Source organism: Allorhizobium sp. nf9_anc (assembly GCF_056323085.1).
In genome coordinates, this window is record NZ_CM150481.1 from 1,391,622 (window position 1) to 1,416,936 (window position 25,315).

The 25,315-nt window shown below is 61.1% G+C and carries 31 protein-coding genes; 21 read left to right on the top strand and 10 right to left on the bottom strand.

Features of this window, described 5'->3' with window-relative positions:
- The first annotated feature begins 3 nt into the window (after nt 1-3).
- Genes AC02Y0_RS06555 through AC02Y0_RS06590 form a run of 8 tightly spaced genes read left to right on the top strand, consistent with a single transcriptional unit; the run spans nt 4 to nt 3,752 of the window.
- Entirely contained in the window at nt 4-402 is a 399-nt protein-coding gene (locus AC02Y0_RS06555) for a phage tail protein (protein ID WP_476383165.1), read from the top strand.
- Nucleotides 399-623 (top strand): tail protein X, encoded by a 225-nt coding sequence (locus AC02Y0_RS06560; RefSeq protein ID WP_476383167.1) that lies wholly within the window; start codon nt 399-401, stop codon nt 621-623. The genes AC02Y0_RS06555 and AC02Y0_RS06560 overlap by 4 nt, the downstream gene beginning before the upstream one ends.
- Nucleotides 623-1,705 carry a phage late control D family protein gene (locus tag AC02Y0_RS06565; protein WP_476383168.1) on the top strand — a complete coding sequence of 361 codons (1,083 nt, stop codon included), beginning with the start codon at nt 623-625 and terminating at the stop codon, nt 1,703-1,705. The genes AC02Y0_RS06560 and AC02Y0_RS06565 overlap by 1 nt, the downstream gene beginning before the upstream one ends.
- Nucleotides 1,706-1,725: 20 nt before the next feature.
- Nucleotides 1,726-2,439 (top strand): NlpC/P60 family protein, encoded by a 714-nt coding sequence (locus tag AC02Y0_RS06570; RefSeq protein ID WP_476383169.1) that lies wholly within the window; start codon nt 1,726-1,728, stop codon nt 2,437-2,439.
- Nucleotides 2,436-2,681 carry a hypothetical protein gene (locus tag AC02Y0_RS06575; RefSeq protein WP_476383170.1) on the top strand — a complete coding sequence of 82 codons (246 nt, stop codon included), beginning with the start codon at nt 2,436-2,438 and terminating at the stop codon, nt 2,679-2,681. Before AC02Y0_RS06570 ends, AC02Y0_RS06575 begins: the two co-directional genes overlap by 4 nt.
- Nucleotides 2,678-3,088, top strand: coding sequence for a hypothetical protein (locus tag AC02Y0_RS06580; RefSeq protein ID WP_476383172.1), 411 nt, complete (start codon nt 2,678-2,680; stop codon nt 3,086-3,088). The genes AC02Y0_RS06575 and AC02Y0_RS06580 overlap by 4 nt, the downstream gene beginning before the upstream one ends.
- Entirely contained in the window at nt 3,073-3,390 is a 318-nt protein-coding gene (locus AC02Y0_RS06585) for a hypothetical protein (protein WP_476383174.1), read from the top strand. The genes AC02Y0_RS06580 and AC02Y0_RS06585 overlap by 16 nt, the downstream gene beginning before the upstream one ends.
- Complete coding sequence (locus AC02Y0_RS06590) at nt 3,387-3,752, top strand: hypothetical protein (RefSeq protein WP_476383175.1); 366 nt, start codon at nt 3,387-3,389, stop codon at nt 3,750-3,752. Before AC02Y0_RS06585 ends, AC02Y0_RS06590 begins: the two co-directional genes overlap by 4 nt.
- 213 nt (nt 3,753-3,965) lie before the next feature.
- Here AC02Y0_RS06590 and AC02Y0_RS06595 read toward each other — a convergent pair whose 3' ends face one another.
- From AC02Y0_RS06595 to AC02Y0_RS06610, 4 genes are all read right to left on the bottom strand, one after another.
- A complete protein-coding gene (locus AC02Y0_RS06595) occupies nt 3,966-4,247 on the bottom strand; it encodes a hypothetical protein (protein WP_476383176.1) in 282 nt (93 codons plus the stop codon).
- Nucleotides 4,248-4,757: 510 nt separating this feature from the next.
- The gene (locus tag AC02Y0_RS06600) at nt 4,758-5,549 is read right to left on the bottom strand and encodes a heme ABC transporter ATP-binding protein (RefSeq protein WP_476383177.1); all 792 of its coding nucleotides are present in this window, start codon (nt 5,547-5,549) and stop codon (nt 4,758-4,760) included.
- On the bottom strand, nt 5,549-6,637 hold the full coding sequence (locus tag AC02Y0_RS06605) for a FecCD family ABC transporter permease (RefSeq protein WP_476383178.1): 1,089 nt from the start codon (nt 6,635-6,637) through the stop codon (nt 5,549-5,551). The genes AC02Y0_RS06600 and AC02Y0_RS06605 overlap by 1 nt, the downstream gene beginning before the upstream one ends.
- A 2-nt stretch (nt 6,638-6,639) precedes the next feature.
- Complete coding sequence (locus AC02Y0_RS06610) at nt 6,640-7,521, bottom strand: heme/hemin ABC transporter substrate-binding protein (protein WP_476383179.1); 882 nt, start codon at nt 7,519-7,521, stop codon at nt 6,640-6,642.
- Between the two features lie 245 nt (nt 7,522-7,766).
- On the opposite strand from AC02Y0_RS06610, the gene hmuQ reads away from it, so the two are divergent.
- The 8 genes from hmuQ to AC02Y0_RS06650 all read left to right on the top strand — a co-directional run bounded on the left by hmuQ (nt 7,767) and on the right by AC02Y0_RS06650 (nt 15,894).
- Entirely contained in the window at nt 7,767-8,111 is a 345-nt protein-coding gene (hmuQ, locus tag AC02Y0_RS06615; protein ID WP_102020318.1) for a heme-degrading protein HmuQ, read from the top strand.
- Between the two features lie 7 nt (nt 8,112-8,118).
- A complete protein-coding gene (gene hutX / locus AC02Y0_RS06620; RefSeq protein WP_476383180.1) occupies nt 8,119-8,637 on the top strand; it encodes a heme utilization cystosolic carrier protein HutX in 519 nt (172 codons plus the stop codon).
- Nucleotides 8,638-8,759: 122 nt separating this feature from the next.
- Complete coding sequence (locus tag AC02Y0_RS06625) at nt 8,760-11,366, top strand: DUF3772 domain-containing protein (protein ID WP_476383181.1); 2,607 nt, start codon at nt 8,760-8,762, stop codon at nt 11,364-11,366.
- A gap of 109 nt (nt 11,367-11,475) precedes the next feature.
- Nucleotides 11,476-11,748, top strand: coding sequence for a hypothetical protein (locus AC02Y0_RS06630; RefSeq protein WP_102020315.1), 273 nt, complete (start codon nt 11,476-11,478; stop codon nt 11,746-11,748).
- Between the two features lie 149 nt (nt 11,749-11,897).
- Nucleotides 11,898-12,722, top strand: coding sequence for a response regulator (locus tag AC02Y0_RS06635; RefSeq protein ID WP_102020314.1), 825 nt, complete (start codon nt 11,898-11,900; stop codon nt 12,720-12,722).
- A 194-nt stretch (nt 12,723-12,916) separates the two neighbouring features.
- Nucleotides 12,917-14,140, top strand: coding sequence for a GGDEF domain-containing response regulator (locus AC02Y0_RS06640; protein ID WP_476383975.1), 1,224 nt, complete (start codon nt 12,917-12,919; stop codon nt 14,138-14,140).
- Between the two features lie 69 nt (nt 14,141-14,209).
- The gene (locus AC02Y0_RS06645; protein ID WP_444558339.1) at nt 14,210-15,136 is read left to right on the top strand and encodes an ABC transporter ATP-binding protein; all 927 of its coding nucleotides are present in this window, start codon (nt 14,210-14,212) and stop codon (nt 15,134-15,136) included.
- Nucleotides 15,133-15,894 carry an ABC transporter permease gene (locus AC02Y0_RS06650; RefSeq protein ID WP_476383182.1) on the top strand — a complete coding sequence of 254 codons (762 nt, stop codon included), beginning with the start codon at nt 15,133-15,135 and terminating at the stop codon, nt 15,892-15,894. Before AC02Y0_RS06645 ends, AC02Y0_RS06650 begins: the two co-directional genes overlap by 4 nt.
- Before the next feature lie 5 nt (nt 15,895-15,899).
- Here the strand turns inward: AC02Y0_RS06650 and AC02Y0_RS06655 are convergent, their stop codons facing one another.
- Genes AC02Y0_RS06655 through cobS form a run of 3 tightly spaced genes read right to left on the bottom strand, consistent with a single transcriptional unit; the run spans nt 15,900 to nt 17,640 of the window.
- Complete coding sequence (locus tag AC02Y0_RS06655; RefSeq protein WP_476383976.1) at nt 15,900-16,601, bottom strand: TIGR02281 family clan AA aspartic protease; 702 nt, start codon at nt 16,599-16,601, stop codon at nt 15,900-15,902.
- Nucleotides 16,598-16,819 carry a DUF1289 domain-containing protein gene (locus AC02Y0_RS06660; RefSeq protein ID WP_102020309.1) on the bottom strand — a complete coding sequence of 74 codons (222 nt, stop codon included), beginning with the start codon at nt 16,817-16,819 and terminating at the stop codon, nt 16,598-16,600. Before AC02Y0_RS06660 ends, AC02Y0_RS06655 begins: the two co-directional genes overlap by 4 nt.
- Nucleotides 16,820-16,854: 35 nt before the next feature.
- Nucleotides 16,855-17,640 carry an adenosylcobinamide-GDP ribazoletransferase gene (gene cobS, locus AC02Y0_RS06665; protein WP_476383183.1) on the bottom strand — a complete coding sequence of 262 codons (786 nt, stop codon included), beginning with the start codon at nt 17,638-17,640 and terminating at the stop codon, nt 16,855-16,857.
- Between the two features lie 141 nt (nt 17,641-17,781).
- Between cobS and cobT the strand changes: the two genes are divergently transcribed.
- The gene (gene cobT, locus AC02Y0_RS06670) at nt 17,782-18,804 is read left to right on the top strand and encodes a nicotinate-nucleotide--dimethylbenzimidazole phosphoribosyltransferase (protein ID WP_444558342.1); all 1,023 of its coding nucleotides are present in this window, start codon (nt 17,782-17,784) and stop codon (nt 18,802-18,804) included.
- Nucleotides 18,797-19,219, top strand: a complete 423-nt coding sequence (locus AC02Y0_RS06675; RefSeq protein ID WP_476383184.1) for a diacylglycerol kinase — start codon at nt 18,797-18,799, stop codon at nt 19,217-19,219. The genes cobT and AC02Y0_RS06675 overlap by 8 nt, the downstream gene beginning before the upstream one ends.
- Before the next feature lie 7 nt (nt 19,220-19,226).
- Here the strand turns inward: AC02Y0_RS06675 and AC02Y0_RS06680 are convergent, their stop codons facing one another.
- Nucleotides 19,227-20,762: a sensor histidine kinase gene (locus AC02Y0_RS06680; protein ID WP_476383185.1), complete on the bottom strand. Its 1,536-nt coding sequence runs from the start codon at nt 20,760-20,762 to the stop codon at nt 19,227-19,229.
- Between the two features lie 107 nt (nt 20,763-20,869).
- Between AC02Y0_RS06680 and AC02Y0_RS06685 the strand changes: the two genes are divergently transcribed.
- From AC02Y0_RS06685 to AC02Y0_RS06695, 3 genes are all read left to right on the top strand, one after another.
- On the top strand, nt 20,870-21,463 hold the full coding sequence (locus AC02Y0_RS06685; protein ID WP_476383186.1) for a thermonuclease family protein: 594 nt from the start codon (nt 20,870-20,872) through the stop codon (nt 21,461-21,463).
- 26 nt (nt 21,464-21,489) lie between these two features.
- Nucleotides 21,490-22,134, top strand: coding sequence for a uracil-DNA glycosylase family protein (locus AC02Y0_RS06690; protein WP_476383977.1), 645 nt, complete (start codon nt 21,490-21,492; stop codon nt 22,132-22,134).
- A 65-nt stretch (nt 22,135-22,199) separates the two neighbouring features.
- Nucleotides 22,200-22,688 carry an Lrp/AsnC family transcriptional regulator gene (locus AC02Y0_RS06695; RefSeq protein WP_102020303.1) on the top strand — a complete coding sequence of 163 codons (489 nt, stop codon included), beginning with the start codon at nt 22,200-22,202 and terminating at the stop codon, nt 22,686-22,688.
- A 27-nt stretch (nt 22,689-22,715) separates the two neighbouring features.
- On the opposite strand, the gene AC02Y0_RS06700 is transcribed toward AC02Y0_RS06695, so the two are convergent.
- Both AC02Y0_RS06700 and AC02Y0_RS06705 read right to left on the bottom strand, forming a co-directional pair.
- Nucleotides 22,716-23,585 carry an NAD(P)-dependent oxidoreductase gene (locus AC02Y0_RS06700; RefSeq protein ID WP_476383187.1) on the bottom strand — a complete coding sequence of 290 codons (870 nt, stop codon included), beginning with the start codon at nt 23,583-23,585 and terminating at the stop codon, nt 22,716-22,718.
- 76 nt (nt 23,586-23,661) lie between these two features.
- On the bottom strand, nt 23,662-25,218 hold the full coding sequence (locus AC02Y0_RS06705; RefSeq protein WP_476383188.1) for a hypothetical protein: 1,557 nt from the start codon (nt 25,216-25,218) through the stop codon (nt 23,662-23,664).
- Nucleotides 25,219-25,315: the final 97 nt, after the last annotated feature.

Genomic DNA, 25,315 nt, shown 5'->3' on the forward strand with positions numbered 1-25,315 from the left:
CCCGTGGCCTTCGACATCAAGAATGACCTGCAGTCCATCGACTTCGACACTCAGTCCCACTTTGCCCGTCATGAGGTCATGGGGGCGGGTCCCACCTATGAGGACACCGGGGACGGCGAGTCGACCATCACCTTGAGCGGCACCTTGTTGCCGTTCTTCTTCACTGGGGCACTCCAAGGGATAACGCTGCTTGAGGCTGCCCGCCGGCAAAAGGTGCCGCTGACAATGATCCGTGGCGACTTCACGCCCATGGGTTGGGTGCTCATCGACTCCATCTCCCACTCCCATTCCGATCTCGATGCCCGGGACGGTGTCGGTCATGTCGTCGAATACACCATCAAGCTGATCCGGGTCTCAACCCCGGCCGACGGCGCCATTTCGATTTTGAGGCTGTTTCAATGACTGAGCTCCGCGAAACGGTATGGATCGAGGACTGCACCTTGGCGAATGTGATCTGGCGCAAGCTGGGCCGCCAGCCCGAGGGGTTCATCGAGAAGGTGATCAACCGGAACCCAGGGCTCTGCGCCGATGAATTCATCCCCGTGGGCACGGAAATCGTGTTCCCGATCAGCGAGATCGAGGAGAGGAAACCGGCTTCTGATGTGGTGAGGCTCTGGGACTGATGGGCTTCATCTCGAACGATTATGCGGTCTGGCTCAACGGCCAGAACGTGACCTCACGTCTGGACCCGCTGCTAACCTCCATCAAGGTGACCAGGGCATCGGAAGCCGCGGCAGACACCTGCGACATCACGCTCGCTGATGCAGATGGCAGGATTGCTATGCCGGCCGAACGCGCGCCGGTTCTGATCTTCGTCAATGGTGCCCGCATCTTCAGTGGCTTCGTGTCCGATGTAACCTGTCCCTTCGGGAAAGGTGAGGGGCGTACGCTTGAGGTTGGAGCCAGCTCGATCGATGGCGGGTCTAAGGTGAAAGAGCCCGTGCTACGCAGCGCGGATGACCTTTCATTCGCCGATGTTGCACAGCAGTGGGGCAAGAAAGCGGGTCTTACTGTCAGGGTTGCAGGGTCCGTAGCCTCTGTTTCTCGTCCGTACTGGCTGATGCAGAACGAAGATTTCCTATCTTGGGGCCAGCGCATGGCCCGGGAGATCGGCGCCTCCTTCAAGATCCTTGGCTCCGAAGCTTACTTCGTCGGCGTCAATGAAGGCATCTCCGGATCCGGCAAGACGTTGACGCCGATCGATGCGGTCTACGGGGATAATCTGCTTTCCGGTTCGATTAGCCCCATCATCAGCCGGCCGAAGTTCAAGAACGTCGAGATTTCCTACTTCGACGTCCAGAAGGGGCGGAGGATCAATGTCCCCGTGGAGACTGGGATCGATGATGTCGATGCTACTCTGCGTACCGTGATCTCTGCGGCCGATGAGGATGAAGCCAGGCAGAAGGCCAAGGCCATCGGCAAGCAGTCCGATCGGGAAAAAGGCGGCGGTTCCGTCGTCATCCTCGGTGCCGAATACGCGGAGCCGGAGGCGATCTGCAACATCCGTGGCGTCCGCCCTGGTGTGGATGGTGCCTATCGAATCGCTTCAGTGAACCACGATCTCTCCAAGGGCAGCGGCTTCGTGACCACCCTTGATCTCAAGCAGCCGCAGAACGGCGCCGGGGTTGATCCACGGGCCAGCACACCTGCGGCAGCACAGGCAACTGCACAGCCCGTTCTGGGCAACAGCCGCGGCCCGATCTAGCCGCCTCAGAGGACATCGTCATGAGTTTTGAAGCTTGGCTGCAGTCGAGATTGACTGCGCACGGCCATCCCGTAGGCGTCAATGGGGATTGGGGGCGCGTTTCCATCGAAGCCCTCAAATCCTTCCAGAAGAAGATGGGCCTGCCTGTCTCAGGTGTTGCCGACCGCGCATCAGTGGAGGCGCTGAGGGTTGACCCCGATGCCCCTGATCGCTCTCAGAACGTCCAGCCCCCCGCAGAGACGATGCCGCCGTGGATGGCGGAAATGCATCGCCGTATGGGCATGCACGAAGTCACCCACAAGGCGAAGCTGATCGAGTTCCTGAAGATCGGCAAGTTCCTGGGCGATCCGTCAAAGCTGCCTTGGTGCGGGGATGCGGTGGAAAGCTGCATCGCCAAGGTTCTGCCGGCTGAGCCTCTTCCCGCAAATCCGTTCTGGGCGCAGGGCTGGGCCACCTTCGGAATCAATGTTCACTCCCCGCTGGTGGGAGCGATCGGCGTCATCCGCTGGTCTGCCAGTTCTGGTCATGTCGGCTTTGTTGCCGGCGTCGAGGGAAGCAAGGTCGTCCTGCTCGGTGGCAACCAATCCAATGCCATCACCCTCGCATCGTTCGATTTGGGCACTAAGGAGCGCGGCTTCATCGCCTTCCGTTGGCCAAAGACCTTCCCGGTCAAAGGTTACCCAGCACTTCGCGGGAAAGCGCCGGCGATCTTGAGCGAAGGAGCTACCCGATGATCAAACCGTCTTGGAAGATCCGTCGACGCATCGTCATCGCCACGCTGCTGTTCTGCGCGTTCTGCGTGACCTGGATCATGATTGGAGGGGATGAGCGCAGCGTCCTCGAGGTCATCGTGATGTGCGCCTTCGGCTTGGCTGGCTCCACCATCGGCGCTTATGTCTTTGGTGCTGTTTGGGACGACCGCAACGTCATGAAGGAAATCGGCCCCAGGGCATACGAGGAGAGGCCGCCGGAATGACCCTCATCGTCTCCATCCTGCGCCTCCTCGGTCCTGCCGGCTGCGCGGCCGTTCTCATCATCCTCTACTACGAGGGTGCCCCCGTCGTTAATCGGCTTCCGTATGTCGACCAGATCCCATTCATCCGTGAGTTCGGTGTTGGTCGGGTAGAGCTCGAACGCAGGGCGGCAACAGCGGGGCTGGTCAAGCAAGCGGAACTGGATGCTCTTTCAGCCGTCCTTGAGCAGGAGCGGGCAAAGACCGCCGCAGCTGAGGCAATGGCCACGGAAGCCAGAAACCGCGCCACGGCTCTCCAGCGGCTCCGTGAGCAGCAACGTGACGAAATTGAACGCTTGACCCAGCAAGCCGCCGACACCCCCGGCCTGAGTTATCCAACAGAGGAGGATCTGAGATGGCGCACAAGATAGCCCTCATCGCAGTCCTGGCGCTGGCCTCCACCGGGGCGACCTGTCAGGGGCCGCAGGACCGGATCTCGGCCGCGGTTTCTGTTCAGGCCGTTGTGGCCAATCCTCCGAAGCCAGAACTGCCGTCGTCCTGCGCGGAACTGATGGAGCGTGCAAAGCCAAAGCTCACCGAGGCATGGGTAGTGACCCAGCAGCGGTGGGAGTTCCTTGCCGATAACCGCGATCAGGCCGCCGCAGACTGCCAGTCGCAGTGGGACGCATTTTGGACTGCATACTCCCAGGCCGTGGGAGCCACGAAGTCATGACTGAGAAGGCCGAAGATATGAGCGAAGCATCGCATGACACCGCACTCCTGCTCGGTGAATTCAGGAAGGCGATCGCATCGCTGGAAAAGGCAGTCGAGATCCAAACTGAAAAGTCTGATCTCGGAAGAGCGAAGATTTACAAGGACCTCGAGGAAATCAGAAAAGAGCAGCTCATCACCAAGCTGGAGGTCGCCGAGGTCAAGAACGACCTGAAGATGGCGAAGCCAACGCTGACCTGGATCGATGCCTGGAAGGAGCGTTTCACAGGCATGTTGATTCTGTGCCTCTTCATCGGTGGCGCCTTGGGTGGCTCCACGGTTCTTTTCTGGAAATGGATAGGCAAGAAAATCGGGGTGGATTGATGCGGTCCATCCTGCTCTACCTGATCCTGCCGTCGGTCGCTTTCGCAGGGATCTCGGCTGAGGTCGATGATGACAGACCTGCGCGCACATCGATCAATGCCCTGCAGGCACCGTGCCTGGATCCGCAGCGAGAGAGAGGGTTTGTCGTGACGTGGTGGATAGAGGACAGGGAGACCGGGAAGCGGCGTGAGGCTGGCAGCCAGGAGGTGCGCCTCAGGTGCTAGGCTCGCGGCCGAGTTTCCACCTGACCAAGTCCGGGAAACTGACGCCGCAGACCTCATTCAGACGGGTGATGTCGTTGGTTTTGGAACAGGTCGATGTGAACACCTTGCGCAGTTCGAGGAATGTCATGTCAGGACCGTGCTTCTCGATGAGCCCTCTGATCCCATAGCGTCCGGCGCGCTCGCATTTGCGGCAGACCACCTCGAGCGTATCGTAGGGATAGTCTCGCAGTCTCGACTTCTTGTTCTCGGGAAGGGGTATCTGGCGCACCATAGCCGACGTGATCCTTGGTTATCCACAGAGCCTGAAATCTGTGGATTTCATTTTTCACTTCAACCTTGACGCCACAGAAAACGTTCGGTTATTTCCGGCGGCATTTTACAGCCAGCGTTATCCGACCCGACTGAAATTCCTGACTTTACGTGGGGACTCTTAATCAGCGGGTCGTAGGTTCGAGCCCTACATCACCCACCATTTTTCTCTTCAAAGTCAGTAAGTTGCTGAATAAAGCGGATGAGCGCTCTGGCGTTCATCGTGACGCTGAGGCGGTTGGTTGCTGCCCATGTGTTGCAGCGAGTTGTGCTCTCATTCGTTGATCTCGGTTCAGTTAGCCGGACAAGTGAGGGTGCGAGTGACGGCACTGCGCATGATCTGCTGCCGAGACGGCAGTGTTCTCTCTATGTTTCCACAGTCTGTCGCTCGCGTTCCCGGTATGTATCGGATTTAGGAGCAATTCCGATTGCGTTGCCCTGTGGATAACTGTGGACAACCTATGTAGCCGGCTCAGCGTGTCGAGCTGAGCCGCGCCTGGGGCAGGACATAGGGGATTGCGGCGCTGGGCAGGCGGCCAACGGTGCCGGAAAGCCCATAGACATGTGCAATCGTCTCATCGTCGATGGTCGCCTTGGGGCTCCCTTCGCGGATCAGGCGACCGTGGTGCAGGATGGCCAGGTGATCGGCGAATTCGGCGGCCAGATTGAGGTCGTGCAGGATGGCGAGCACGACGCCACCCCGCCGGGCAAAGTCTCGCGCGATTTCCAGCACAGAGATCTGGTGGCCGATGTCGAGGCTTGCGGTCGGCTCATCCAGGAAGATCGCACGAGGGCGACCATCCATCTGCGGATCCGGCATCTGCGCGAGCACGCGGGCGAGTTGAACACGCTGTTGCTCGCCGCCGGACAGGGCGTTGTAGCTGCGACCTTCGAAGCCCGAGAGATCGACGCGGACAAGCGCCTGGCGGGCGGCAAGGTTTGGATCGCGGCTGCCATGCGCGACCGCGCCCATGCGCACCACTTCGAGCGCGGTGAAGGGGAAGGAGAGGGCTGTGGACTGCGGGAGCACTGCACGCTCGCGCGCTAGCTCCAGCGGGCTCAGCGAGGCCATCCGGCGGTCGTGATAGTAGACGTCGCCGTAGTCGGGCTTCAGCTCACCCGACAGGGTTTTGAGCAGCGTCGATTTTCCAGCCCCGTTCGGTCCTATGATCACGGTGAATTTGCCCGATTCGAGGCTCAGGCTGACATTGTCGACAAGGCTGCGCCCGCCGCGTCTGATGCTGACATTCTGGGCTCTGATCATCACAATCCCTCCATGGCCTGGCGGCCCTGACGGCCGAGGAGCAGCATCAGGAAAACGGGTGCTCCAAGGATCGCCGTAATGATGCCGATCGGCAGTTCGGCCGGTGCGGCGATCGTGCGGGCGACGGTGTCGGCGAGCAGCAGCAGGGCTGCTCCGCCGAGGGCCGATGCCGGTAACAGGAAGCGGTGCGCCGGCCCGATCGCAAGCCGCAAGAGATGGGGAACGACGATGCCGATGAAGCCGATCGAGCCGGCTGCGGCAACCGTTGCGCCGCAGGCCGCAGCGACGGCCAGGATCGTCAGGCGCTTCAGCCTCTGCACTGGTACGCCCATGTGGAAGGCGGCCGCATCCCCAAGGATCAGCGCGTCCAAGCCCCGGGCGACGAAGGGGATGATCGCAAGCACGAAGGCGACAAAGGGAAGAATGGCGACGATCTTGGCGGTCGTCGCGCCGCTCAGCGAGCCGAGCGACCAGAAGGTGATGTCGCGCAGCGCCCGGTCGTCGGCGATGAAGATGAGGAGGCCGGTTGCGGCCCCCGTCATCGCTGCAATCGCTATGCCGGAGAGAATGAGTGCCGTTGTCGAGGTCTGGCCGTTGCGGGTCGCGATTGCGTACAGAAGCAGCGTGTTGCCGAGGCCGCCGAGGAAGGCCATCAGCGACAGGAACTGCTCGCCGAAAAAGGCCTGCAGCGGAAAGAGCAGGGTCGGTCCCAGAACGATGGCAATCACGGCTGCTAGCGCCGCACCCGAGGTCACGCCGACGATGCCGGGATCGGCCAGTGGATTGCGAAACAATCCCTGCATCATCGCGCCGGACACGCCAAGGGCGGCTCCAATCAGGAGGCCCATGCCGGTTCGCGGTAGGCGTACGGCTTCGAGGATGATCCGGTTCTGCTGGTCCATGGCGGCCTGATCGCCTGTGAGATAGGCGATCAGATGCGGCAAGCCGACGCCTGTCGGGCCGATGACGATCGACACGAGTACCGAAACGGCGAGCAGGACGGTCAGCAGGGCGATGACGAGCATGCCGAGACCGGAGCGGTCTCCATCGCGCCTGCCAAGGGTCGACATCAGCGCCAGCGTGCTCACGGTCACTGTCCTTCCGGATAGAGCATGCCGTTCAGGTCGCGCGCTGCGTCGGCGGCACGGGGACCGAGGCCGAGCAGATAGAGACCGTCCATCGTCAGGAAAGCCTTGGTCCGACCGGCGGGCGTTGCGGCAAGTGCCGGCAGCGCGAAGGCCTGATCGGCAGTGAGGTGTTGTGCGCCGCCGCTCATGACGAGCACGACATCGGGAGCTGCCGCGATCACCGCTTCATCGGTCAGCGGCTTGTAGCCTGTGACGCTCGATACGGCATTTTCGCCACCGGCAAGGCGGATCATCGCGTCGGCGGAACTCTGGCTGCCGGCTGCCATCACTCGGCCATTGGCGAGAGACAGCGCAAAGAGGACCTTCTTCTTGGGTCCCGTTGCTGCTGTCACCTTTTCCTCGATCGCCATGATGCTGGCTTCGACGGTCTTTGCCAGTTCTTCAGCCTTTTCAGGACGACCGATCGCCTGCCCGACAGCGCGGATCTTTTGAGGGATTGCTGCAGTCTCCGGGGGCGAGGGAATGCTGAAGAAGTTGAGACCGCTCGCCTTCAGGATATTGACCGAATCGACCGGACCGGCACCGGATTCGGCGATGATCAGGTCTGGTTTCTGGGAGAGTACCCCTTCGGCGGAGATCTGGCGGACATAGCCGATGTTCGGCTTGGATGTCGCTTCCGGCGGGTAAAGGCTTGTCGTATCCACCGCAACCACGCGGTCGCCTTCCCCCAGAGCATAGATGATTTCCGTCACGGTTCCGCCGATCGCCACGATGCGCTCGGCATCCTTGGCGATGGCTGCCGAGGGAAGGAGCATGGGCAGCAGAATGGCGAGGGCAGCAGTGGCGGAAAGCACCTGGCGGCGCGAGGAGCGAAGGGGCAACATGGATGCGTACAAACCTATGATCCTGGCATCTGCAGAGCCGCCGCAGCCGCCCGGAGAACGCCGATGTTGAGATTGCCATGCCGAGGATATGGCCCCGACATTTAACTTGACTGCGATACACAAGTTTAAATAGGAAGGCAACAGAGCGTGGTCGTTCCACCGCTGCGGATTTCGGGGTAAGCTTGGTATCCGAAGGCGTGCCCGACCTCGACGAAACAGCATCTTGCAGAGAGGGAAGCAGATCCATGTACATCGCAATGAACCGTTTTCGCGTCGTCCCGGGCTTCGAGGAAGCTTTCGAGAACCAGTGGAAGGCGCGCGAAGGCCGGCTGGCTGAGATGCCGGGCTATATCGAATTCCACATGCTGAAGGGCCCGAAGGCGGACGATCATACGCTCTACGCCTCGCACACCGTCTGGGCGACCCATGCCGATTTCGTTGCCTGGACGAAGTCCGAGCAGTTCCGTGCAGCACATGCGCGCGCCGGCGAAAGCAAGGTGCAGTATCTCTCGGGCCCGCATTTCGAGGGCTTCGACGTCATCATTCACGAAGACCGCTCGGGCAAGCGCTCGGCGCCGGAAGCCGCGTGAGGAACCCATGGACACGCTGACGCAGACGAGTGGTGAACGGCGCGAGCGGGCGCTTGCGGCCCTTGCCGAAAAGCCCGATGGCGTGATCGAGCAGATCGCGGCCAAGGCCGAGGTCACGCCCGCCGAGGTGCTCGCCGTCCTTCCTGAAGGGGCAGCTTTGGTCGTGGCGGCCGCGCATTGGGAGCCGATCTGGAAGGACCTGTCCTCCTGGGGCGACATCCTGATGATCGTGCATACCGAGGACATCGTGCTCGAAGTCGAGGGCAGCTTGCCCGACGGCAGCGAGGGGCATGGCTGGTTCAACATCCATGGCGACAGCCCGATCGGCGGTCACATCCGCAAGGAGCGTTGTGTCTCGATCGCCTTCGTCGATCGTGGCTTCCACGGTCGCCGGTCCTGTTCGGTCTGGTTCATGAATGCCGACGGCAAGGCCATGTTCAAGGTCTTTGTCCGCCGCGACAAGGAGCGCAATCTGCTGGAAGAGCAGGTCTCGCGCTTCGAAGCCCTGCGTCAGGCGATCGCCTGAGCATTTCGACGCCAGCCACCGGTCCTCGAGGACCGGTGGCTGCTTGCCTGTAAGCCGTTCTTTCTTTTGCCTTTAACTGGATCTATTGTCCTGCGGTTTCCATCCACGCACTGGACTTCGTCTTGATCCGATTCCGCTTGATTGCTCTTCTCGTCGCGTTCTGCCTGTTCGCGGGAGCTCATTCGCTTCCCTTTGCTCCCGATTTTGCCCAGGCGCAGGATACCGGCGCTCCGGCATCGCAGCCTGCTGAGGCCGCGAGCCCGGAAGCAGCGACCCCGGCACAGCCTGCTCCCGCTCCTGCGGCACCTCAGGCGGCACCCGCACCGGCACCAGCACCAGCACCGGCACCGCAGCGCGACGAGCAGATCGTTGCCGCCGAGCAGCGTATCGAGGAGGCGCGCACGCGGCTTTCGAGCCTTCGCGATCAGGTGGAAAAGAACCTTCAGGAAGACGGCGTGCTGGCCGATCTCAAGGTCCAGGTCGATGCTTTGGGCCGCGAAGCTCTGGCGATCACCGTCGATCTTCGTCCGCGCATCGATGATATACAGGCTCGCCTGACGGAGCTGGGGGAGGCGCCCGCCGAGGGGCAGCCGGCCGAGAGTGCCAGTGTGACCGAAGAACGTGCGCGGCTCAATGCGGCACGGGCCGAAGTCAATGCGCTCACCGGACAGGCCGAGGATCTGTCGATCGAGGCGAAGGCGCTGTCCGACCGTATCTCCAACACGCGCCGCGCACTCTTTACGAGCCGGTTGTTCGAGCACACCGATATCAATGGTGGCGTTCTCGAAGAAGCCCTGCAGTCGTTTTCTGCCGATGCCGAGCGCGTTCAGCGGAGCATCACCAGCTGGCTGATCTTTGTGATCAAGTTCAAGGCCTTGCCGCTTGCCATCGCGGTGCTCTTGTCGACGGCGCTCGCTTCGTTGATCCTGTTTGCGGAATACCGGCTGTTCGGGCGCATCAATCGCCGGGATCCGACGATTGCGGATCCCTCCTATCTCAGCCGCTTCTCCGTCGCTTTCTTTTCCACGATCCTGCCGTCGCTGGCGCTGAGTTTCTTCCTGGCGTCCGCCTATTTCCTCCTCGACACCTTCAATGTGCTGAGGCCGGACATTGCGCCCATCGTCGCATCGGTCTTCGGGCTGATCGGTCTTGTCTTCTTCGTCACCGCGATCTCGCGCGCCGTCATGGCGCCGGCGGAGCCGAACTGGCGGCTGGTCAGGCTTTCGAACAAGGGTGCGCGGGATCTGAGTATCGCGATTTTCCTGATGGCTTTGGTCAATGGCCTCGACTACGTGCTCTCGGTCATCAGTGAGACCTACAGCTCGCCGGTCGTGCTGACGGTCATGAAGAGTTTTGCGTCATCCGTCGTTGTCGGTCTGCTGTTGTTCTTTGTCTCATTCCTGCGGCCTGTGCTCTCCCAGACGGGTGAACCGACAGCGCCGGGGCGGCCCTGGCCACGCGCGGTGTCGATCACGCTCAGGGTCGTTGGCGCAGTCCTCATCCTCGCGGCCGCCATCGGCTATGTGGGCCTTGCACGCTTCCTCGCCACGCAGATTGTGCTGACGGGTGCCGTCGTTGCGACGATGTATATCGGCATCCTCACCGGCAAGGCGATTTCGGCACCCAACCAGTTTGGTGAAACACGCGTCGGCCAGTTCGTCGGCAAACGCTTCCGGCTTTCCGCCGTCGGGCTTGACCAGAGCGGTATCGCGGCCGGCTTGTTCATCTACGCCTTCGCGCTCATCACCGGTGTGCCGCTGATTTTGATGTCCTGGGGCTTCCAGCCGCGCGATCTGCAGCTCTGGTTGTTCAACCTCTTCACCGAGATCAATGTCGGCACGATCCGCATCTCGATCTTCGGCATTCTCGGCGGCGTGCTGCTGTTTGCCGGCGGTCTGGTCGTCACGCGCTGGTTCCAGAAGTGGCTGGACGGCAATGTCATGGCCCGCAGCCATGTCGACGGTGGCGTGCGCAATTCGGTGAAGACCGGGGTCGGTTACCTCGGCACGGGCATTGCCGGCATCATCGGCATCTCCGCTGCCGGCATCGACCTTTCGAGCCTGGCACTGGTCGCCGGTGCCCTGTCGCTCGGCATCGGTTTCGGTCTGCAGAACATCGTCTCCAACTTCGTGTCCGGCTTGATCCTCCTGGTCGAGCGGCCCTTCAAGGTTGGCGACCACGTCATCACCGGCGTCAATGAAGGTATCGTCAAGCGCATCTCGGTGCGCGCGACGGAAATCGAGACGTTCCGCCGTCAATCGATCATCGTGCCGAATTCCGAACTCATCAATGCGCCACTCGGCAACTGGACGCATCGCAACAAGGTGCAGCGCTCCGAGGTGCCGGTCAGCGTTGCCTATGACACGGATCCGCAGGAGGTCATCGACCTGTTGCTGGCGGTCGTCAACGAGCGGACCGATGTATTGCGCAATCCGGAGCCGCATGTGGAATTCCTGCGCTTCGGAGCCTCGTCGCTGGACTTCGAGCTGCGCTTCCATCTGGCTGACATGGGCGAGGGTCTGCATGTGCGCAACGAAGTGCGCATCGAGATCCTCCGCCGGTTTCGGGCACATGGCATCGTCATGCCTTATCCGCATCAGGACGTCATGCTGCATGTCCAGGACCATGATCGTCAGGCGCTCATGCGGCGCAAGGCGAAGCCTGCAAATGTCGCTCCGACCGCAGAGGAATTGTCAGGCGTGCCGGATGATGACAAACTCCTGCCATGAACGCCGCATTCAGCCGCCATTCAGGCGGAATGCGGCACAAGAGGGACAGAAGCGATCGGGACTGACCGATTGCATTTGAGAGGACGGAGCCTTTGGCTCCGCTGTCGGCATGAAGCAGGTCGTAGCACAGCTGGTTGTCGTTTTGGGGAGCGTTCTGGTCGCGGGACCGGGCCTTGCCGCATCCGTCCTCAACACCGGATCTTCATCGGTCGTGCTTGTCGTCGTCGAGGATGGCACGAAGACAGAAGTTGCCCTTGATGCAGGCGGCTCCGACACGATCTGCGCGGCCGGCTGCTTCCTCACCCTGCCCAATGGCGACCGTATCGGGCTTGCCGGCGGGGAGACCGTCGAGATCAAGGACGGCGTTGCCACGATCAAGTAGGTGCCGGTCGCGGCACCCACCATACCGCGATATTCCGAAATGCTTAACTATGCGCAATCCTTGCTGCAGGCTCAGGGCCTCAGTTAACGGTTCCGCAAAGGGCCTTTGCTAGATGTCTTGCTAATGAACAAGATAGGTAAAGGCTAGTCATGGCAGTTCTCGGCGTTTCTGGAATGCAGTATTCGGGAGAGACCTTTCCCGATATCCGGATCATCCTCGGCGAAGACTCGAACGTCTTCACACAGATGATCAGTCAGCGCCTCAAGGAACTGATGGGCGTCGATATCGAGATCTGCCGGACTTTCGAAGACCTGCAGATGGCGAACGAGCTGTCGCAGGAGCCGGTCGTACTGGCGATCTCGAACATCAACCTGCCCGGCGCCGAAAACGGCGAAGCCCTGGAATATCTGATCGACTGCAACATCCCGACGGTGGTCTTTACCGGCACGTTCCAGGATGAAATGCGCGAAAAGCTGCTGTCCAAGGACATCGTCGACTACATCCTCAAGGACAATGTCTTTGCCGTCGAGATGCTGGCCGAATCGGTCTACCGCTTCCTCACCAACCACCGCCATCACGTGCTGATCGTCGACGACAGCCCGACGGCGCGCGCGCTGCTGTCAAGCCGTCTTCGCCGCTATAATTTCCGCGTCAGCCTGGCCGAAAGTGGCGCCAAGGCGATCGAGATCCTGAAGGCCAATCCGGATATCGGCCTCGTGGTCACCGACTACAACATGCCGGATATCGACGGCTTCGAGCTGACGCGCCGCATCCGCTCGGTCCGTGGATCGCATGAACTGCGCATCATCGGCGTTTCGTCCTCGACCAACCGGCTTCTGTCGGCACGCTTCCTGAAGGTCGGCGGTAACGATTTCATGCTGCGTCCGTTCATCGACGAAGAGTTTTACTGCCGCGTCAACCAGAACCTCGACACGCTGGTTCAGATCAAAGCTGCGCAAGCTCACAAAAAATAGGTGCGACGTATAATTACAGTCGCTACAGTCCTGCCATTAGGAGGAGGTCGCCCGATGGGCGATCTCGGTAAAGTGGTAGGTATTTTATGTATTTTCCCGAGCAGATTTACGCGCGCGAACCATCAATTCAGCGCAAGCGGGCCGAGCAGGGGCGAATACTGGTCATCGAGGACTCCCGTTCTCTTTCCTCGATCATGCGCCACAAGCTTGAGACCGATTTTTCCTGCCAGGTGACCCAGTGCGCCAATGCCGACGTCTTTCGGCAGGTCATGCAGAGCGGGCAAACATTTGATGTGGCGGTCGTCGATCTCAACCTGCCGGGCGCCTCGGATGGAGAAATCCTTGATGCCGTGATCGCGGAGCGCATCCCCGCCGTCGTCTTTACCGCCGATTTCAACCGGGATCTGCGCGAGCGTTTGCTGCAGAAGGGCGTCGCCGACTATCACGTCAAGAACCACGAGAATGCGATCGACCTCGTCCTGTCTTCGGTGGTCAGGCTGCTCGGCAATCGTGATGTCGGGGTGCTCGTGGTCGACGATGTGCCGTCGGCCCGCACGATGCTTGCCGACCTGCTGCGTGTGCAGAAGTTCCAGGTCTATGAGGCGTCGACGGGATTCCAGGCTATGGAGATCCTCACCCGTCAGCCGCATATCGAACTTGTCATTACCGACTATCACATGCCGGACATGGATGGTTACGAGCTGACGCGGCGCATTCGACGCGAGCACGACAGCGATCGGCTGCGGATCATCGGCATCTCCTCCTCTGCCGACCGACTGCTCTCGGCGAGCTTTCTCAAGGCCGGGGCCAATGATTTCGTCTACAGGCCCTATGTCATCGAAGAATTGCAGTGCCGCATCCAGCACAATATCGAGACGCTGGCCCAGCTTCAGCAATTGCGTGTCGCAGCCTTCAGCGACTATCTGACCGGCCTGCCGAACCGTCGCTACTTCTTCGATGCGGGCCCGGCCCAGGTTGCCGGGCGGCTGGAGCGGGGCGAGCCCTGCTGCATCGCAATGCTGGACATCGACCATTTCAAGAAACTGAACGACACCTATGGTCACGAGATCGGCGACCGTGTGCTGCAGGCGGTCGGTTCGAAGCTTGCGCGTCAGTTGGCTGGCAGCGGCCATCTCCTGGCACGTCTTGGCGGCGAAGAGTTCAGCGTCTTGATGCTGGGCCTCGATGTCGAGCAAGGATCGGCGCTCTGCGAGATGCTGCGTTCCGAGATCGAGTCCTTGCGCGTGGCCCTTGATGACCAGGATCTCAATGTCACCATTTCGATTGGCCTCGCCGAGATCGCCGGTCGCGAAAGCTTCAGCAACTATCTCGCTGCAGCCGACCAGTTGCTCTACATGGCCAAGAGCTACGGTCGCAACCGCGTCTACTCCGAGACCATGCTTTCCGACCCTGACTGATATCGTCTCTGGTGCCATCGCGACCGGGCGCCTATATGTGTCCGACCTGCCGCAGACCGGAATGTCCTCATGGCTCCCATTATCTCCATCAATTCTCTCTCTAAAACCTATGGCAACGGCTTCAAGGCCCTTGATGATGTCAGTTTCGACATCGAGCAGGGCGAGATCTTGGCGCTGCTTGGTCCTAACGGGGCCGGCAAGACGACGTTGATCTCGATCATCTGTGGCATCACCAATCCCAGTGGTGGTCAGGTTACGGTGTCCGGCCACGATGTCGTGCGGGATTTTCGCAAGACCCGCGCCGAGATCGGGCTGGTGCCGCAGGAACTGACCACGGATATGTTCGAGACGGTGTTCAACACCGTCAGCTTCTCGCGTGGACTGCACGGCAAGAAGCCTGATCCTGCCTACATCGAGCAGATCCTCAAGGACCTCAGTCTCTATGACAAGCGCAACAATGCGCTGCGCGAACTGTCGGGCGGCATGAAGCGGCGCGTGCTGATCGCCAAGGCGCTCTCCCATGAGCCGCGCATCCTGTTCCTCGACGAGCCGACGGCCGGCGTCGACGTGGCGCTGCGCAAGGACATGTGGCAGCTCGTAGAGCGCCTGCGCAAGACGGGTGTGACGATCATCCTGACGACGCATTATATCGAGGAGGCGCAGGAGATCGCCGACCGCGTTGGCGTCATCAACAAGGGCAAGCTGCTGCTCGTCGAGGAAAAGAACGCCCTGATGCGGAAGCTCGGGCGCAAGCAGCTGACGATCCAGTTGCTTGAGCGGATGGATGCCATTCCAGAGAGCCTTGCCGGTTTTGCCCTGACGCTCAGCGCCGACGGCAAGGAATTGGTCCACGAATATGAGTTGGGAAGCGGAGACGGCGCGATTGCCAAGCTGCTGCTCGCCATCGAAACCGCTGGGATCCGTTTCGACGATGTGTCGACGCGTCAGACGTCGCTCGAAGACATCTTCGTCTCGCTGATCGGAGAGGCCGCATGAATATCGAAGCGATCAAGTCCATCTATGTCTATGAGATGGCGCGCACGCGCCGCACGCTGCTGCAGAGCGTCATTTCTCCCGTGCTGTCGACGGCGCTCTATTTCATCGTCTTCGGGGCGGCTGTCGGGTCGCGCATGGAGCAGATCGGCGGCGTCTCCTACGGCGCCTTCATCACGCCTGGCCTGATCATGCTTGCCCTGATCACGCAGTGTGTCTCGAACGGGTCCGCGGGGATCTATTTCCCGAAATTCACCGGGACCATCTATGAGATTCTCTCGGCGCCGATCGCCATGAGCGAAATCCTGGTTGGTTATGTCGGCGCGGCTGCCACCAAGGGCATGATGATCGGCCTGATCATCCTCGCCACCGCGATGTTCTTCGTCGAGTTGCACATTGCGCATCCGTTCCTGATGTTGCTCTTCATGGTGCTGACGTCGATCACCTTCAGCCTTGCCGGCTTCATCATCGGTATTCTCGCCAAAAATTTCGAGCAGTTGAGCCTTGTGCCGTCGCTGGTGGTGCCACCGCTGACCTTCCTCGGGGGGACCTTCTACTCGATCGACATGCTGCCGCCCTTCTGGCAGGCGGTCAGCCATCTGAACCCGGTGCTCTATCTGGTGAGCGGCTTCCGCTGGAGCTTCTTCGAGGTGTCCGACGTGCATCCGCTGATCAGCCTCGGCATGATCAGCCTCTTCCTTGCAGCCTGCCTCGGTTTCCTCGCCTGGATATTCAAGACTGGTTACAAACTCAGGCCCTGAACCGATCAGTCGCGAAGCCTGAGTTCATCCGTCTGCATCTGCAGCGAGCTCAGGCTCGACAGGAAGCTCATGCCGAGTAGGCTCTGGTCGAGGAGGCCTTCTTCCAGCACCACTGCTTCGACATTGGTGCGCACGATCGGCCCGAGGCGGATCTCAGGGATCCGGAGCGGGGCTGCGGAGGCGCGGCCATTGGCGGTCAGCACGGTTCGCGTAAAGCTCAGATCGCCGGGATCGATGCCCATGCGCATGGCGTCTTCATAGCGCAGCGCGACCGAGCTTGCGCCGGTGTCGATCAGTACGGGGACATTGACGGGACCCATACCGACGGTGGTCTCGAAATGACCGCCCAGCGACTTGTGCAGAACGACTTCCGCACTGCCATCCGCCGTCGTAACGGTCACCGCACGGCCAGGCATGAGGCCGGCCAGCACCCGTTCGCCAATGCTCTGGAAATCGCCTCGGTAGAGGTAGCCGGTGACAAGGGCGAGCGCAATCAGGACCCAGATTGCCATCTGGCGGATGCTCTGGCCGAGTTCGCGCCGTCCCAGCAAGACGCCTGCCGAGATCATCAGCAGGATGGGCAGGGCCACGACCATCCGGCCGAAGTCGTCGTTGTTGATGCCGAAGCTCTGGCCGCTGTCATGGTTCATGACAAGAATGACGAGGCCGATGGCGAGGATGGCGATGCCGATGACAAACCGCATCAGCCGCCCTCACGCTCGCGGATCATGCGGGTGCGTCGCGTCTCGCGCCGCGGCTTGCGCTCCATGTTTTCCATGCGCGCTGGGAGTTCGGACATGATCGTCCGGCGCTCGAGGCCGGTATAACTTGTCCAGAGGCCGATCTCGTCGCGGGTGCGCCCGCAGCCGAAGCAATAGCCGGTCTTGTCGTCGATCGAACAGACGAGAATGCAGGGGGATTCCATCGCGAGCCCTTTGGTTTCGCTCCTATATCGGGTTCCTAGAGTAGCATGGCAAGGGTCAGGAGATAGGTGCTCTCGCAGAGTTGTTGGCTGGCGCCGATGGTGTCGCCTGTGTGGCCGTCAATGCGCTTGCGGCAATGGCGCGTGAAGGCCGAGACGCCCAGGAGGCTGATCGCGGCTGCGATGAACCAGGCATGAAAGGGCAGCGCGACGAGGCTGAGAGCGAGCGTGAGTGCTCCGCCTAGAACTAGAGCAGTCCGCGCCGCCTCGGCGTTCGGAAGACCGGCGGACGCTGCAATGCCGTCGGTGCGCGCCGAGGGCAGGGACGACCAGTGCCAGACCATCACAGTTCGGGACAGGATGGCAGCCGCCAGCCATGACAAGCCGGCAGCCAGAGGGGGCAGGACTTGAATGAGGATCGACAGGGCGGCGATCCGCAAGCCTACTGACAGGATCAGCGCGAGCGCGCCGTAGGTGCCGATCCGGCTGTCCTTCATGATGGCAAGCGCTTTGTCGCGCGTTCGGCCTCCGCCGAAACCGTCGGCGGTGTCGGAAAGGCCATCCTCGTGCAAGGCGCCGGTCAGCATGACCTGCAGGGTGACCGCGACCAGGGCGATCAGGACAGGTGCTGCGCCTGCTGCCGAGAGGATAGTGATCACCAGACACGCGGGTAGCGCAATGACTAGGCCGGCAAGCGGGAAGGCCTTCACGGTGTGGCTCAGGCTGCCGTCATGGCCGGCGAAAAAGCGGTCAGGCACCGGCAGGCGGCTCAGGAAGGAAACGGCCCGGGCCGTCTCCGTCAAAAGGTTCTCGACAACCTGCATGATCCCAATGTTCCGTATTTCAGCATTCGTTTTCGTCCTCGACCGGCTGCGTCGTTTTTTGAGTTGAGCGGCACGGGTCCGGTCAGTAAGAGAGAGGCCACAAAGCCTGATTTGCTGGAAGATTACAAGGAAGCCCGATCCATGAGCGTTACCGGCCTGCCATTCGACGATTTTCGCGCCCTGCTGCGCGACCTGCCGGGCCCCAGCACGGCGGCGCTCGTGGCTGCGCGCGAGCGTGACAAGCAGTTGACCAAGCCGCCGGGCGCGCTCGGCCGGCTGGAAGAAATTGCCATGTGGCTTGCCGCCTGGAGCGGCCGAGCGCCGGCAGTCAATCGTCCGCTGGTCGCGATCTTCGCGGGCAATCACGGCGTGACCAAGCATGGCATCACGCCGTTTCCGCCGTCGGTCACCCAGCAGATGGTCGAGAACTTCGCGGCGGGTGGTGCGGCCATCAACCAGATCTGCGTGACGCATGATCTCGGCCTCAAGATCTTCGATCTGGCGCTCGATTACCCCACAGGCGACATCACCTGCGAGCCGGCGCTCTCCGAGCGCGACTGTGCCGCCACCATGGCCTTCGGCATGGAGGCAATCGCCGGTGGCACGGATCTGCTCTGCATCGGTGAGATGGGCATCGGCAATACGACGATCGCTGCTGCCATCAATCTTGCGCTTTATGGCGGCGAGGCTGAGGACTGGGTCGGTCCGGGCACCGGGTCTGAAGGTGATGTGCTGGCGCGCAAGGTCGCCGCCGTCAAACAGGCGGTCGCCTTCCACAGCGAACATCTGTCGGATCCGCTGGAAGTCTTGCGTCGCCTCGGTGGTCGCGAGATTGCCGCCATGGCGGGTGCGATCCTTGCTGCACGCATGGAGAAGATCCCGGTCCTCATCGACGGTTACGTGGCGACTGCTGCGGCCTCGATCCTGAAGGCCGCCAATCCCTCAGCACTCGACCACTGCCTGATCGGCCATGTTTCCGGTGAGCCAGGACATCTGCGTGCGATCGAACGCCTCGGCAAGACGCCCCTTCTGGCCCTCGGCATGCGGCTCGGCGAAGGCACGGGAGCGGCACTCGCCGCCGGGATCGTCAAGGCGGCAGCCGCCTGCCATACCGGCATGGCGACCTTCGAACAGGCTGGAGTATCCAACAAGTCCCATGAGTGATCGCGCGCCAAAGAAGAGCGGCGCCAAGCCGCTCGCATCCACCGTCATCAAGAAGAAGACCGGCATCGCGCATCTGGTCGCCGCTGCCCAGTATTCAGCGCAAGGCTTCAAGCGCCTCGTTCAAGAAGCGGCTTTCCGGCACGAGTTGCTCGGTTTTGTCGGGGGTCTTGTGGTTTTCGCCCTCGTCGGAGCGAGCCTGTTCGAGTTCCTCGGCTTCATCGTCCTGATGATGCTGATGTTCTCGGTGGAAGCCCTGAACACCGCGATCGAAGAACTGGTCGACCGGATTTCGCCCGAGATCTCCACGGTCGGGCGCAATGCCAAGGATCTCGGGTCCTTCGCGGTCTTCTGCCTGATCATCGCCAATGGCGCCTTTGCCGCCTATGTCGTGATCAGCCGGCTGTTCCTGGGCTGATCGCCGATCAGGCGAACTGGCGACGGCGGGGCTCCACCGCCTTTGCTTCCGACACCGCTGGCAAGCTTTCGAGCACACGGCTCGAAGGAAGGATGGCGATGACTTCCGTGCCTTCGCGGAGCTTCGACTTGAGCTTGAACTCGCCGCCATGCTTGGACAGGATCGCCTGGACGATCGGCAGGCCAAGGCCTGTGCCCTGTTCGGCGCTCTTGATCGCAATCGAGCCCTGACCGAAGGCGGACAGCACCACGGGGATTTCATTTTCCGGAATGCCGGGGCCGTTGTCGCGGATCGAGATGTATTGGCCGCCACCGGCGGTCCAGCCGGCCTTGACCATGATCTCCCCACCCTGCGGCGTGAATTTCACGGCGTTCGACAACAGGTTCAGGATGACCTGGCGCAGTGCCTTTTCATCGGCCCAGAGTGACGGCAGGTTGGCTTCGAACTGCTGCTCGATGCGGATGTTCTTCGATTTCGCGCGCAGCTGGATCATACCGATGCAGTCCTCGGCGATTTCGAGCAGAGCCACGCTTTCTTCGCTGAGTTCGTATTTGCCTGCCTCGATGCGCGAGAGGTCGAGGATCTCGTTGATCAGTTCGAGCAGGTGCGTTCCGGAGCGGTGGATGTCGCCGGAGTATTCCTTGTAGAGCGGGTTATTGAGCGGCCCGAGCACTTCGGTCGCCATAACTTCCGAGAAGCCCAGGATGGCATTGAGCGGTGTGCGCAGCTCGTGCGACATGGACGCCAGGAAGCGGGACTTCGCCATATTGGCTTCTTCTGCCCGCCGGCGTGCCTCGTCGGAGAGGGATTTTGCGACTTCGAGCTCGGCGATCAGATCGTCTTTCTCCGTCTGGAAGGACAGGAGTTTCAGATTGGCCTGATGAAGACGGTTGGTGATGTAGATGAAGAAGATGAGCGCGGTAGTGAACACGGCGGTCAGGCCGAGATCTAGCATGTCTTGGCCTGTGGCTGACACATAGGTCAGCGCAACCACTGTCGGCAGGAAACCGAAGAGGACCGCCTGGCGAAGCAGCATGCTGGCCATCGCGGTGATCGACAGGGCTAGCAGAAGGACGGCACCCTTGTAGAAGGTGAAGGCGGTCGGATTGCAGGTCGCGCAGTCCTGAAGGGCAAAGATTGCCCAGGACATGCCCATGGCGACCTGGGAGAGCAGCAGGATGCGGCGCCAGCTGCTCTGGCTTTCCAGTGTGATCTCAGTCTTCGACGCCCGCTTGACGATCAGGATGCCGATCGCATGCATCGTGAGGGCGAAGAGACCCCAGACGATGAAATGCGGCTGCGCGGTGAAATAGGCACCGGAGCCGGCTATCAGAAGGATGATGATCGGGATGACGGCTGCACCCTGAAGGCAGGCTGCGATATGCATTGCGAGGATTTCGACGTCGAATGCGGGTGATGTGCCCTGACCGGACTGCAGACGTTCACGCGTTGCGCGAAGGGCGCGCGTCGTTGCCCTGTTGCGATCGTTTCGCGTCAGGTCGAGAACATTCTTGTCCGCCGATGTATCTACGCCGTTACTCATTGCGTTGCAGTCTTCCGCGCCCTTGGTGAACCCTAGCGGCGAATTCTTAAGAAGATCCTGTCTTGGAAGGATTTGTTTGCCATGTGTGAAAAGGATTCGTTCTTGAAATGGGTGGGAATGTAACGAGGCGCCTCAAGCATCTGCGGGACGTCGTTGTGGCGCTGGCCATCTTGGCGCTGGCGCTGCTGATCATCGCCAAGCTGGAGAACGAGCAGGCGCTGCGCTTCACTGGTCCGTTCGTCGCTGTGGACGGTGATACTGTGGCTGTAGCGGGTGAGAGATTGCGCTTCGAGGGGATCGATGCGCCCGAACTCGGCCAGACCTGCGAGAGGGGCGACGGCTCCATCTATGCCTGTGGGGAAGAGGCGCGGAGGATTCTGAGAGCGCTCGCTTCCGATGGCGCATGGGAATGCAGCGGCACGCGCCGCGACCGTTATCAGCGGCTGCTCGTTGTCTGCAAGCAAGGGCTTGACGACCTTGGGGAGCGTTTGGTGGCGGCAGGCGCTGCTGTGGCCGATGGCCGTTACTTTGCAGCAGAAGGCAAAGCGCGTGGTGCAGGCGAGGGGATTTGGGCCGGACCTTTTGAGCGGCCTTCTGACTGGCGGAGGCTGAGGCAGGTCGAGGAGGCGGAACTTGCCGGCTGGGTCCAGGCGTTACTGCCCCGCTGGATGTCGAACTGGTTCGAGGAAACGAAAGAATGACTGCCGATGCTCCGACGCCGCCGGTGATGCCGCGTGGCGACCTGCCGCCGACGACTGATGCCTTGAGCGATGCGATCGCCCAGTGTCGGATCTGTCGTGATTGTCCGGCTGGCGGGCCGGAGCGGCAGATGCCGCACGAACCCCGGCCGGTCGCCTATCTGTCGGCAACCGCGCGGGTGTTGATCGCGGGGCAGGCGCCGGGGCTTCGGGTGCATGAGACAGGGCTTCCCTTCAACGATGCATCGGGAGATCGCCTCCGGCAATGGCTCGGGGTAGACCGCGATACCTTCTATGATCGTTCGCGCTTTGCGATCGCGCCGATGGGCTTCTGCTTCCCGGGCTATGACGAGAACGGCCATGACCTGCCACCGCGCCGGGAATGTGCGCCGCATTGGCGGCAAACGGTGATGGATGCCATGCCGCAGGTGGATCTCATCCTCGCCATCGGACAATATGCGCAAGCCTGGCATCTCGGCGGGCTGAGACGCAAGACCATGACCGAGACGGTCGCCCACTGGCGGGACTTCCTTCTCACCAACCGAGAGGGGCCGCGAGTGCTGCCCTTGCCGCATCCGAGCTGGCGCAATACCGGCTGGCTCAAGCGCCATCCCTGGTTCGAGGCGGAGGTGCTGCCCGTGCTGCGGCGCGAAGTTTCCTTGTTGATAGGCTGAAATGATTTTCCATAAATTTTAAGAAATCGGCTATATCACAGAAAATCAGTTTTACAGGACGTGTCATGGATCGCCTCGACCGCAAAATTCTCCGCATTCTCCAGGAAGACTCCACGCTCGCCGTGGCGGACCTGGCGAAGAAGGTCGGCCTGTCCACAACGCCTTGCTGGCGCCGTATCCAGAAGATGGAAGAGGATGGCGTCATCCGCCGCCGCGTGGCGCTCTTGGATCCGGCCAAGGTCAACACAAAGGTCACGGTTTTCGTGTCGATCCGCACCTCCAGTCATTCGATCGAATGGTTGAAGCGGTTTTCCGAAGTCGTCTCGGAGTTTCCGGAAGTGGTCGAGTTCTACCGCATGAGCGGCGACGTCGACTATCTGCTGCGCGTCGTCGTGCCCGATATCGCGGCCTATGACGCCTTCTACAAGCGGATGATCGCCAAGATCGAGATCCGTGACGTCTCCTCGGCCTTTGCCATGGAGCAGATCAAGTACACGACCGAGCTGCCGCTCGACTACATGATGATCGACAATCAGAAGTCCCAGGAAGACTGAGGGGCGCCGTAGCGCCCCATCCGATGGTTATTTCTCCAGGCGTGCCAGCAGGGACGATGTGTCCCAGCGGTTGCCGCCGAGCTTCTGCACTTCGCCGTAGAACTGATCGACCAGTGCCGTGACCGGCAGGCTGGCGCCGTTGCTACGGGCTTCGGTCAATACGATGTCGAGGTCCTTGCGCATCCAGTCGACGGCGAAGCCGAAGTCGTATTTGCCCTGGTTCATCGTCTTGTGGCGGTTTTCCATCTGCCAGGAGCCCGCGGCCCCCTTCGAGATCACCTCGATGACCTTCTCGATGTCGAGGCCTGCCTTCTTGCCGAAATGCACGCCTTCGGCCAGACCCTGAACGAGGCCAGCAATGCAGATCTGGTTGACCATCTTGGTCAACTGACCGGCGCCTGCCGGACCCATCAGCCCTGTCATGCGGGCATAGGCGTCGATGACGGGCTTTGCCGTCTCGAAGGTCTCGGGCTCACCGCCGCACATGACCGTCAGCACGCCGTTCTCGGCGCCGGCCTGGCCGCCCGAGACGGGTGCGTCGATGAAGCCGCAGCCCTTGGCCGCTGTCGCTGCGGCAAGTTCGCGTGCGACTTCGGCCGAGGCGGTCGTGTTGTCGATCAAGATTGCGCCCGGCTTCATCGCAGCGATCACGCCGTTTTTGCCTGTCGTGACCGACCGCAGGTCATCGTCGTTGCCGACGCAGGTGAAGACGAAATCGGCACCGTCTGCCGCTTCTGCCGGCGTCAGGCCATGGCTGCCGCCGAACTTTGCCACCCAGCTTTCCGCCTTGGCGGTCGTTCGGTTATAGACCTTCACCTCGTGGCCACCCTTGACCTTCAAGTGACCGGCCATGGGGAAACCCATTACGCCCAAACCGATGAATGCGACCTTTGCCATAGTGACTGCCTCTGCCATTTCGCTGAAGGCCACAGGCATAAAGCAGGAATGGCTCAAGGAAAAGGTCGGCGTTCCCTCACTTTGGTACGGGCGGTAAGGGGGTCTCACCATCCAGCCGTTTGGACTGCTCTCCGAGAGAGTCGGATATCTCCTGCCATATGCGGCGCAGGCGACGGACATGCAGATCATCTGCGATCCAGCCCATCATATGCTCCACTCTCGTCTTGGCGTTGGTTGTTGTCAGTCCGAGGTTCTCGCGGAACCATCGGCAGAATTCGTCGGGGTCCTGAGCCGTCTTGACGCCCTTGTCGTCCACCATCAGCAGCTTGAGGCCGCCGATCCTGCAAATGTCGCGCAGGTTCTGGGTCGGTGCGACGAGCACGCCGGCAAGCAGAAGATCGAATTCCTCCGGACTGTCGCTCTCTGTCGATCCTTTCTTTCGAAAGTCGATCGCCCGTTCGAGATCGAGGATGGTCCGGATTTGGAGTTCGCGGAGGACGAGGAATTTTTCCAGGCCGACGAGGTGGCAGAGTTGTGCCTGGGCGATCCAGTCGACCGACTGATAGATGCCATAGGGCGATTCGATGTGCAACATGACCGGGTTGTAGGTGGCCAGTCCCTGGACATCGTAGATGCCGGCTTCCTGCAGCCTGAAGCGAGTGGCGTAGTCAATACCGTCGAGCGCGTCCAGCGGCGTGATCCGGGTCACGCTGTTGAACCGGTCATCATCCATCTTGACCCATGCGATCAGTGACTGCAGCCGAAGCATAACGAACTTGGAAGCGCTGTCGGGCAGATAACCGAGCACGGGGGCCAGAATGAGCCAGAGGTTTGAGACATCGGGGAGAGGTGGCGCAGGGACTGCCAACGGGGACGGCAGGGGTGACGTCAGTGGTTGCCCTGCGGTTGCCGCGTCCGTGACAACCCTGATGCCGAGTGTGGGATCTGGGATCGCGCGGTACAGCGCCAGTATGAAGACCACCGAGACGATCGTCTCCACCGTGTAGCGAATGAAGGTGAAGGCCGAGAGGTCGAAGGCCGCCAGACCGCGCAAGTAGCCGCGGATGGCTGCCAGATAGGCTCCTGCGAAAGCAAGGCCGGCAATCAGAGACAAATCCGCGCCCAATCCCGAGGTGCCGATCGCACCACAATTTGCCCCGCATGCGTCAGACAGCCGAGCAGAGATGCCTTGCCACAAGGCATCCGCCCCGTAATAGGTCAAGATCATCATGCCGATCGATGCAACCAGCATGCGCAGGTCACCCCAGGCAAACAGCTTTGCCTCGGCAATGAAGGTGTCGATCTGCCGGATCGGGGGCAAATCATCGAATATTTTCTGCTTCTCCGGCGTGCGGACAACCCCTTGCACATACTTCGACCGCACGAATTCAACGGACGGATTGACGTAGTTGCCCTTCGTTCCGTCCTGAGATGGCTTCGTGGTTGTGGGGTAGGATGTCAGGAAATCCCGGATGACGAGGAGCCGCTTCTGGCGCATCTCGTTTCGTGCATAAATGAATAGGGTGGGTGTCAGAACGGCCAGTGCCAGCGCATAGAAATTGAATGGGCAGGGCGGTGGCGCCCAGAACCCGAGATTCGCGATAAGGCAATTGGCGAAATTGCTGATGTCCATGGCAGTCCCCCTTGCTCTGGCCCAACAGAACAAAAGCAAGAGGGAATGGCTACAAATCGAGCGCGCGTTTAAGTTGCGAATGGCAACCTGGACGTTT